The 9,660-nt window shown below is 51.0% G+C and carries 6 protein-coding genes; 5 read left to right on the top strand and 1 reads right to left on the bottom strand.

The window, feature by feature from the left end; genetic code table 11:
- Positions 1-245: 245 nt before the first annotated feature.
- Together AC2215_RS03540 and AC2215_RS03545 are read left to right on the top strand one after the other, a co-directional pair.
- The gene (locus AC2215_RS03540; protein WP_486808572.1) at positions 246-1,622 is read left to right on the top strand and encodes a cytochrome P450; all 1,377 of its coding nucleotides are present in this window, start codon (positions 246-248) and stop codon (positions 1,620-1,622) included.
- A gap of 908 nt (positions 1,623-2,530) precedes the next feature.
- Entirely contained in the window at positions 2,531-2,974 is a 444-nt protein-coding gene (locus AC2215_RS03545) for a hypothetical protein (protein ID WP_486808573.1), read from the top strand.
- A gap of 126 nt (positions 2,975-3,100) precedes the next feature.
- Here AC2215_RS03545 and AC2215_RS03550 read toward each other — a convergent pair whose 3' ends face one another.
- The gene (locus tag AC2215_RS03550) at positions 3,101-3,295 is read right to left on the bottom strand and encodes a hypothetical protein (protein WP_486808574.1); all 195 of its coding nucleotides are present in this window, start codon (positions 3,293-3,295) and stop codon (positions 3,101-3,103) included.
- Between the two features lie 147 nt (positions 3,296-3,442).
- On the opposite strand from AC2215_RS03550, the gene ybiA reads away from it, so the two are divergent.
- From ybiA to AC2215_RS03565, 3 genes are all read left to right on the top strand, one after another.
- Positions 3,443-3,910 carry a riboflavin biosynthesis intermediates N-glycosidase gene (ybiA, locus tag AC2215_RS03555; RefSeq protein WP_486808575.1) on the top strand — a complete coding sequence of 156 codons (468 nt, stop codon included), beginning with the start codon at positions 3,443-3,445 and terminating at the stop codon, positions 3,908-3,910.
- A 911-nt stretch (positions 3,911-4,821) separates the two neighbouring features.
- Positions 4,822-7,509, top strand: coding sequence for a GAF domain-containing sensor histidine kinase (locus AC2215_RS03560; protein ID WP_486808576.1), 2,688 nt, complete (start codon positions 4,822-4,824; stop codon positions 7,507-7,509).
- A gap of 231 nt (positions 7,510-7,740) precedes the next feature.
- Positions 7,741-9,129, top strand: coding sequence for an ankyrin repeat domain-containing protein (locus AC2215_RS03565; RefSeq protein ID WP_486808577.1), 1,389 nt, complete (start codon positions 7,741-7,743; stop codon positions 9,127-9,129).
- The last annotated feature ends 531 nt before the right edge of the window (positions 9,130-9,660 follow it).

Raw genomic sequence — 9,660 nt, forward strand, 5'->3', positions numbered from 1 at the left:
TGACGATTGAGATTTAGACGGTTTCCGATGACGGATCGATCCTGAGATCCCACACCCAAAATCTAAAACCATTCCCCGTTCCCCATTCCCCATTCCCCACCTTCACCGGAAACCGGTCTTATCCCGAACTGACGTTCCATTAACTTCCCGCTTAACTTTCCGATCTTCCCTGGTCAGGTTCGTGGATAAGTTAGATAGTAAAAATATACGGGTTTTGTGTCGTTCCGTTTCAGGAGATTTAAACTATGACGACTCTCGTTCCCCCTCCAGCTTCTCCATCATCTGTACCCCCTGTGGCAGCGGATATGCCAGCAGTGCTACAAACCCTCATTGGCATTTTCCGTCCTCTGCCCTATGCTGAAAAACTCCACAAACGCTACGGGGATATATTTACACTCGAATTTGCCAACGCTTCCTATACGATGGTGGCTCATCCGCAAGGGGTACAGGACATTTTTACAGCAGATCCCGATTTGTTTAAATCCGGCGAGGCCAATCGACAGTTCATGCAAGCGAGTATGGGGGATAACTCCATGCTCCTCCTTGATGGCAAGCGCCACCAACGCCAGCGCAAACTGTTGATGCCGCCATTTCACGGGGAACGGATGCGGGCTTACGGTCAGTTGATGTGCGAGATTACCGAAGAGGTGATGCATCAACAGCAAGTCGGGAAACCCTTTATTATTCGGGAAGCGACCCAAGAAATTTCCCTGCGAGTTATCCTGCGCGCGGTGTTTGGTTTGGATGTGGGGGGACGGTACGATCGCCTGCGGCAACTACTCAAAGCGTTACTCGATACAAGCGGCACTCTCCTGGGTTCGGCGATGACATTTTTGCCGATACTGCGCCAGGATTTGGGAGCGTGGAGTCCCTGGGGAAGCTACTTGCGCTTGAAGCAACGAGTCGACGAACTCATTTATGCCGAAATTGCCGATCGCCGCCAAAATCCCGATCTCGCCGGAGAAGACATTCTCAGCTTGCTGATGGCCGCGCGGGATGAAGCGGGAGAAGCCATGAGTGATGTGGAGTTGCGCGACGAGTTGATGACGCTGCTGTTTGCCGGCCACGAAACGACAGCAACGGCGCTGGCGTGGGCGTTTTATTGGGTGCATCGCGATCGGGCAATCCTCGAAAAGCTGCGATCGGAACTTGACAGCGTCGATTGGCAAACCGATCCCTTTGCAATTACCAAACTGCCTTATCTCAATGCCGTCTGCAGCGAAACCCTGCGGATTTATCCCGTGGCGGTGGCAACCTTCGCGCGGGTGTTGCAAGCCCCGTTTGAGGTGATGGGCTATCGTTGCGAACCGGGAACGGCACTGTTACCCCATATCTATCTGATACACCATCGCGAAGATTTGTACCCGGAACCCGATCGCTTTAACCCCGATCGCTTTTTAGAGCAGAAGTATTCGGCCTACGAGTTTTTGCCCTTTGGTGGCGGGAATCGTCGCTGCATCGGCTATGCGTTCGCGCAGTATGAAATGAAGCTGGTACTGGCAACGGCACTCTCGCAGATGAAACTCACCCCTACCAATCGGCGTCCCATGCGTCCCGTGCGTCGGGGTCTGACGATGAGTCCATCGGGAGGGGTGCGGATGGTGTTGGAAGGTTGGCGTTAGCAATCTCTGGGTGCGGGGAAACGGAAACCATGTTCGATCGGGTAATACCTTTTCCTCGCAAAGTACCCACCAAGGGTGATGCGTCACCTAGATTGCCAGGATACCTTAAGAGTAATCAGATAGTAAGTGGCAACCTGACCCCCATCTCATCGATGGGGATTTTTTTGGGTTCTAGCCGTTTGGGCCCTTTTCATGACACTTTTTCAGTAATAACGTCAGTTTTGGATAAGATAGCTTCGGGTGAAGGTGGGGAATGGGGAATGAAGTTCCCAGCTCACTAGCAAGGAAATTCATCCCAGTGCGATCGACTTGCTCTCGAATTTCTAGCCTGCCCGAACATCGCTCGGAGTCAGCATTGGGGTGAGACAACTTAACCAAAACTGACGTTAATAGGGAATCGGGAATGGGGAATGGAGTGCTTTCCTCACCCGCTCGGAGATTTACCCCAGGCGATCGACTATTTTTCTGCCGCCAGAAGCATTTGTCATGGAAAGTCCATGTTATGAATCTACATTCGTTTTGCCAGTATGGAGTTTCATTCTCATTTAAACTCAAGTTTCGATCGCCACTCTCAGCCGACTTGCCATCGAAAAAATATTGAGAATATTAAGATAACCTGAGTTTTAGTTAAGTGGTAAATTTTCAATGCTTCAACGACAGAATCTGGTTTTTGCCGATTTCTGGGTCACGGTAGCATCAGGGTTTTGGCTTATCAAAAACTGGCGTTAAGATATAAGAATTCCAGTCCTTCTCATATTTGTAAAGATTAGAGTTCGACGAGAATTGCAATCGATTCTCAATATGTTGACGTTTGTTTAAAGTATAAGTTTTTTTTATTAAAACTAAAGTTGAAAAAACTAAATATCCGTACTAGGATGTAGTCTTAAATTTGGGGAGAGTTCACAAATATGTCTACATCTTTATTTACGATCCGCGTGCAAGTTTTACTGTCAATTGCTGCTGCCAGTTGTACTTTGGGAGTCATGTCGCCGTTGAATGCGAATCCGGCGAACCCCGATCTCGAAGGTATGACTTCGTTTGAAACGATAGAGTATGAAGAAATCGAAGAAGTCGAAGGGCTTGAAATCATCGAGGAAACCGAAACTGAAGAAGTTGAAAGTCTTGAGATAATCGAGGAAACTGAAACTGAAGAAGTTGAAGGTCTTGAAGTCATCGACGAGACCGAAACTGAAGAAGTTGAAAGTCTTGAAGTCATCGACGAGACCGAAACTGAAGAAGTCGAAGCTTTTGAAGACATGGAAGGAGTTGAAGACGCTGACGCTTTTGAAGGACTTGAGATGATTGAAGTCATCGAAGACGTTGAAGAAGTTATTGAAGAGGTTGTTGAGTAATCAAATTAAAAATGTATGGAGATCGAGATTCGATCGATCGGTCGATACAGAAATATCAATCGGTCTTTTATATGCTTGATATTTCTGTATCGAATTACTCTTTCGATCGGTTTCGAATCAACAACATCACACACTATCTTTGTTATCGATCGCATTGGAATCATTCGCGATCGATTTTTTTTGCAGTAATAACGTCAGTTTTGCTACCGCGACGTCGACGGGATGCCGACTCTGGATGAGATTCGGGCGGTTGGCAAGCCTCTTGATGAGCAAAGCGATCGCACTGGCTACATCTGGTTGCTGGGGAGCAAAGTACTTCATCCCGATTCCCGATTCCCGATTCCCCATTCCCCATTCCCCGTTCCCCTTTGCCTATTTTTAGCGAAGAGCGAATCGCCCAAGGCGAAGTGCTTACCTTCTACCCATTATCGGGGATGATGAAATGGGAGTGTTGCCCATTCGATAAGTATGACGATCTATTTTTATAAAGTCAGCGATCCCTACGGCTGTTTCTCAAACTTTTCGCCCCACGGTATTTATCTGGGAGGTCAGGACTGGCAGACCGTCGAACATTACTACCAAGCTCATAAATTCCTTGGCACTACGGACGAACCTCTGATGGTGACGATCCGAAATGCTCCAACACCTGAGGAAGCGGCACAATTAGGTCGAGATCTCGCCCGCACCTGTCGTCCAGACTGGAACTCGGTGAAAACGGTGGTGATGCGAGAGGCAGTGTTCGCCAAATTTATCACCCATTCCGAGCTTCAACAGACGTTACTGGCAACGGGTGATGAAACCATCGTCGAAGATTCTCCGAGAGATTACTTTTGGGGTTGCGGTTTGGATAAAACCGGTCAAAATCACCTGGGGAAAATTCTTATGAGCGTGCGCGAGGCAATTCGCCAGAAAGATCGAGACTTTGAGCATCGTTGACCCATTCGCGACTCATGACACAGAGCATCACGGTCAGCATTGAGCAGTTATGAGAGACTCCTCGCCCTTTCAGGACGGCTACGCCAACGGGGTCACTATGGGTTTTATGTCCCTTGTGCGAAACAGCTTTAGACTCTCGCAAGACAGCCATAATTTCAGGCGTTTTAGCTGGACAGAAGTTGAAGTTAAAAGCTGTATCGGGGTTTTAATCGGACCACTGACGGCGAAGATCGGACACTTTCAATGAGTCGCATCGGAGCTGGAGACGATTTCAGACTGCTCTTGGCGCCACACGTTCAATTCCTCAGAAGTCAGTAGGATGCTCTCGATCGGTTCGCCATTTTTGCGCCTAACCGGCATTATTCATGAGGTTCGACGAAAATTTTCCCAACCCTTGCCTCGCAAGCAGATTGGCAATTTACCGAAAAAACAGTCTGTTTTTTGCGATTCGAGAGAGATCGGGATTTGAGGTTTTGATGAATAATCTCGCCTAAGTCAATTCTTTTGAATCGATTGAGGTCGCCTAAAACGTTAATTTATTATTTATAATATTGAAACCTCGTCGTCCTACAAAATCAGTTTCAATTTAGTCGCTGTGGTGTCAATTTTGAATTGAGCAATCCGAGTGCGATCTTAGATGCGTGCGATCGCCAACATCTCGATCGCAACAAAAATCCCATTCTTGCACCATCGAGAGATCGAAACCATTTTGAGACGAGGCGTACGTGCAAGCGCTCTGGGTCGTTTACCCATTTGAAGAACACAAGATCGGCGCTCGAGGATGAAGAGGATGGGAGTCGATTGGGCGCTCGTCACCCTTAGAGCGTGCAAACTTGACATTGCGTTCCATAAATCGTGCATCTCGCCAAAAGCGAGCTAACGGTGAACGTTAGGAAGGAAGGTTTACCCCTATGGAAGAAAGCACGCCAGTACCGCCCAAGCAACTGGAGCGGGAAGTGTTGCTACACCGTATTACCCATCGCATTCGCCAGTCTTTAGATCTCAAGGAAATTTTAGCGACCACGGCCGCTGAAGTGCGATCGGTCTTGGGAACCGATCGAGTGCTCGTGTATCGGTTTCGCGAGGATGGCAGTGGCAAAGCGATCGCGGAATCCCTAGACGAGAATCGCCTACCTTCTTTGCTCGGTTTGAGTTTTCCCGCCGATGACATTCCTCAATCCGCCCGCGAAATGTTCGTCAAGCTGCGGGTTCGTTCCATTGTCGATCGCCAAACCAACTCCATCTCTCGCAGTTCGTTTGAGGAAGAACGACCGGGACAAATCGACGATCGGACCCTCGATCCGTGCCATCGAGAGTATCTCGAAGCCATGGGGGTCGCTTCCTCCCTCGTCGTCCCGATTTTAGCGAACGAAGACGCGCTCGATGGCTCTCAACCGGGTCGAAATCGGCTCTGGGGGTTACTCGTCTCTCATCACTCCCAGCCGCAAGAAATTTCCCCACTCAATGTGGAATTGGTACAGATGGTGGTCGATCGCGTTTCCCTCGCCATCGCTCAGTCCAACCTCTTAGCCCAGGCTCAAGCAAAAAGCCAACGGGATGCCACAATTACCCAAATTGCCACGTTACTGCACGCTCAACCGACGATCGAACTGGCGACGGCCCTCAAAGGAACGGTAAACGCCCTCAACGGTGCGGGGGGACGTTTGTTCTTGAGTGCTGACGCTCATTTGATTTGTTGGGGAGAGCAACCCAAATTCGATCGCCCCACTCAACTCGAAGAATTATGGTTGCAATGGGAGAAGGAGTCGAGTGGCGATTGCATCCAAGCCATTGACGATCTCTACATCGCACCCCATTTAGAGTCCGTTGCCCCCAGCTTTCGTTCCACTGCCCTTCGCGGTCTGCTGGTTCTGCCCCTACAATATCGCCAGCAGCATCTGGGCTATTTAAGTATTTTCCGCGCCGAAGTCGAAACCGAGCGGTTGTGGGCGGGATATTTCGACCCTCGCGAAAAACAACAGCATCCTCGACCGTCTTTTGAAACCTGGCGGGAGAAAAAAACCGCTCAAACCCAACCCTGGACGGCTCAAGATCTGGAACTGGCGACAGCATTGCGGGAGCAATTCTCCATGGCCGTCGAGCAATACCAGCTTTACCAACAGGTGCGATCGCTCAATGCCACACTGGAATTGCAAGTGCGAGAGCGCACCGCGAAATTACAGCAATCCCTCCAATTCGGTCAACTGCGCAAACAAATTACCGATCGCATTCGCAGCACTTTGGATATTCCCACGATTTTATCGGCGATCGTCCGGGAGGTGAGCGTGCTTCTCGATGTCGATCGCGCGGTCATCTACCAACTCAATCGCGAAGGGTGGGGGGAAGTCACCGTCGAAGAAGTTCGGGGCCAATGGTCGTCGATTTTAGGACAAAAAGAACCCTCAGAATGTTTTCCCAACGACTCGATGCGGCTGGCATCGAGAGGTAAAATCCGGGCGATTGAAGATACTGACGATGAAAGTTTGGCCCCGTGCCATCGAGAATTTTTGCAGTCGCTGCAGGTGAAGGCCAATTTAACGATTCCCATTCGCCACGAGTGGAACGCACAGTTATGGGGGTTGTTAATTTTGCATCAGTGTCGCAGCACCCGCGCGTGGCAGCCGGCAGAAATCGAACTGCTCGAACAGCTGGCCAACCAAGCGGCGATCGCCATCGGACAAGCCGAACTCTACGAACAAAGCAAACAAGCCACCACCATCGCTCGAGCGCAAGCTCAACGGGCTCAACGGGCTCTCGATGAGTTGAAACAGGCTCAAGCGCAACTCATCCAAAGCGAGAAAATGTCGAGTTTGGGGGAATTGATGGCAGGAGTCGCCCACGAAATTAACAATCCGGTGAATTTCATCTACGGTAACTCCATCCACACCCTAGAATACGTCGATAATTTAATCGAGCTGATGAAGCTCTATCAAGAGTGCTATCCCTCTCCCCCAGAAGAGATCGAACAGCTTGCAGAAGATATCGATCTCGAGTTTACGATCGAAGACTTGCCAAAAATGGTCGCCTCGATGAAGATGGGAGCCGATCGAATCCGCCAGATCGTGCTGTCGCTGCGGAACTTCTCCCGTTTGGATTTGACCCAGATGACCCCGGTGGATATTCATGAGGGGATCGAGAGCACGCTGTTGATTTTGCACTATCGGTTGAAGGCCAATAGCAATCGCGGCAAAATTGAAGTCATTGAGGACTATGCCGACCTACCCCCGGTTGAATGCTACGCCGGTCAGCTCAATCAGGTGTTTATGAATATCATCAGTAATGGCATCGATGCTCTAGAAGAGGCGATCGAACGGGGCAACTGCATCCAACCCACCCTACTGGTGCGGACTCAACGGGTCGAGAAACAGTGGGCGATCGTGGAAATTTCCGACAATGGCTGCGGCATTCCCGAATCCGTTCGTTCTCGGATCTTCGAGCCATTTTTTACCACCAAACCGCCTGGGGTAGGAACGGGAATTGGGTTATCGATCGCGCGGCAAATTGTCGTGGAAAAACATGGGGGTAAATTTGATTGTCACTCGCAACCCGATTTGGGAACGACGTTTCGGATTTCCATTCCCATTCGTGCCGGCGTTTGAGAGCCGATCGTCAGGTCCTGACATTCTAAATAGACCTAGGGTGATGGGGTGTGGGGTGTTGGGGATGGGGTGAACGGATGTCGGCACAATTCATCTCCCTTGTCCCCTTGTCCCCTTGTCCCCTTGTCCCCTTGTCCCCTTGTCCCCTCCAGCTCCCTTTTCCTCCAGATATCTAACGGCGATCCGATATACTAAATGGCGGCACTCCCACAGGACAATTCGGGGTTCGGCATGGCATCTTCTCAAGACGATATTTTACTGCTAAAAGCCGCTCGGCAAGGCGAACTCCAACTAATTCGAGAGATACTCGGGCGAGGACGAGCGAATGTCGATGCGATCGATAAAGATGGCACGAGCGCGCTCATGTTTGCAGCCGCCAACGGAACTACGGAAATCCTGCGGATCTTGCTCGCCGCCGGAGCTGATTTCAACCTGCATCGCCGGGTTCACGGGGTGACGGCATTAATGTTAGCTGCGGCTAACCGTCACCTGGACGCGGTCAGAGATTTACTCGCCGCTGGAACCGATGCGAATGCCCGAAATGACGATGGTAGTACCGCCTTAATGGCAGCGGCTCTGAACGGCGATCGGTTGTGCGCTCATTTGTTGCTAGAAGCCGGGGCGCAAGTGAATTTACAAGATAACGATAAAGATACCGCTTTGCGCTTGGCGGTCATCCACCAGCATCCGCCAATGGTGCAACTCCTCTTAGCTGCGGGGGCAGATGCGGGTCTTCGATTTGGCAACAGTCGCACGTTGTTGATGCAAGCCACTCAAATGGGGCAGATGGCCACCGTTGAGGCTTTTATTGCCGCTGGGGTAGCTCTGGAAACCCAAGATAAAGATGGGGAAACCGCATTGATGTTGGCGGCAGATCTCGGTCAAACGGCGATCGTCCAGGCGTTAGTAACTGCGGGAGCGGATGTCAACGCCCGCAACGGAACGGAAGCCACCGCTCTCATGGCTGCAGCGGCAGGAGGATACACCGCGATCGCCACCTTTTTGCTGGATGCCGGGGCGCAGATCGACGCCAAGGATGGCGAAGACGACACGGCATTAAACTTGGCGGTGGTTGAAGGTCACACCTCGATGGTGAAATTACTGCTCGAGCGCGGTGCTGACGCCCAACATCGCAATCGCTTGGGGGATACGCCGTTACTGGTCGCGGCCATGCACGGTTATACGGAAATTGTTTCCCTTTTGGGTGCCAAGGGTGCCTCGGTGAACTCGCGCAATTTCGAGGAAACGCCGATCGCTCTGACTGCTGAAGCCGGACATGCAGATACGGTAAAAGTACTGCTCGAACTGGGGGCCAATGCCAACGTTACGAACAAAAAAGGACAGACCCCCCTCATGCAAGCGGCCGATCGCGACGATACCGCAGTCATCGCGGCACTACTGGCTGGGGAAGCCGATCCCAATCAACAAGATAAGGCGGGAGCAACGGCCCTCATGTGGGCGGCACATTTAGGTCATCTCGAGGCAGTCCGGCAGTTGGTGAAAGCCGGAGCGCAGGTCAACTTAAAAAATCGCGGGGGTTACACGGCCTTAGCGATCGCTGAATTTAACGGCTATCCCGAGGTCGTCAAATTTCTCAAAGCCCATGGCGCGCAGGATTGAAGGGGAGCTGGGGGAGAGACGGAGACGCGGAGACGCGGTGATGAGGCGCTCGTCACGCATTGACCCTCCTAGTGCAGTGTGGCAGAAATAAGTACCCAGTTCTCAACCGCCCAAAGCTATGCATAGTAAGCATTTTGCATTTTACGAAAAGTGGGCGCAGGATGTGTCGGTTTGGGTCCCGTTCAACTTTTCAAGATGCATCGTTAACGTCAGTTCGGGTTAAGAGTCGATTTTTAACTGCCTCAACGAGAGAATGCAGGTTTGAGACCGACAAATGCTGAAAATCCGTAACGGCAGAATCAGGGGTTCAGCTTATCCCGAACTCACAGATTGTTAATTCTGTGTAGCAGCACTAGCTCTTCAATCTCAATGACGCTCGTACTCTTCCTTCCCTACCCCCGAAGCCACCTCTGCCTAGCTTCACATTCAACCCAACTCGCTCTTACCAGTCTTCTTTATTGGGTTTGCTCGAACTCGTCCAGTCATCGTCTGGGGAAGATGAGGGGGGTGAAGCCGGTTGCGACTGGGGCG

It is taken from the genome of Zarconia sp. (assembly GCF_057467645.1).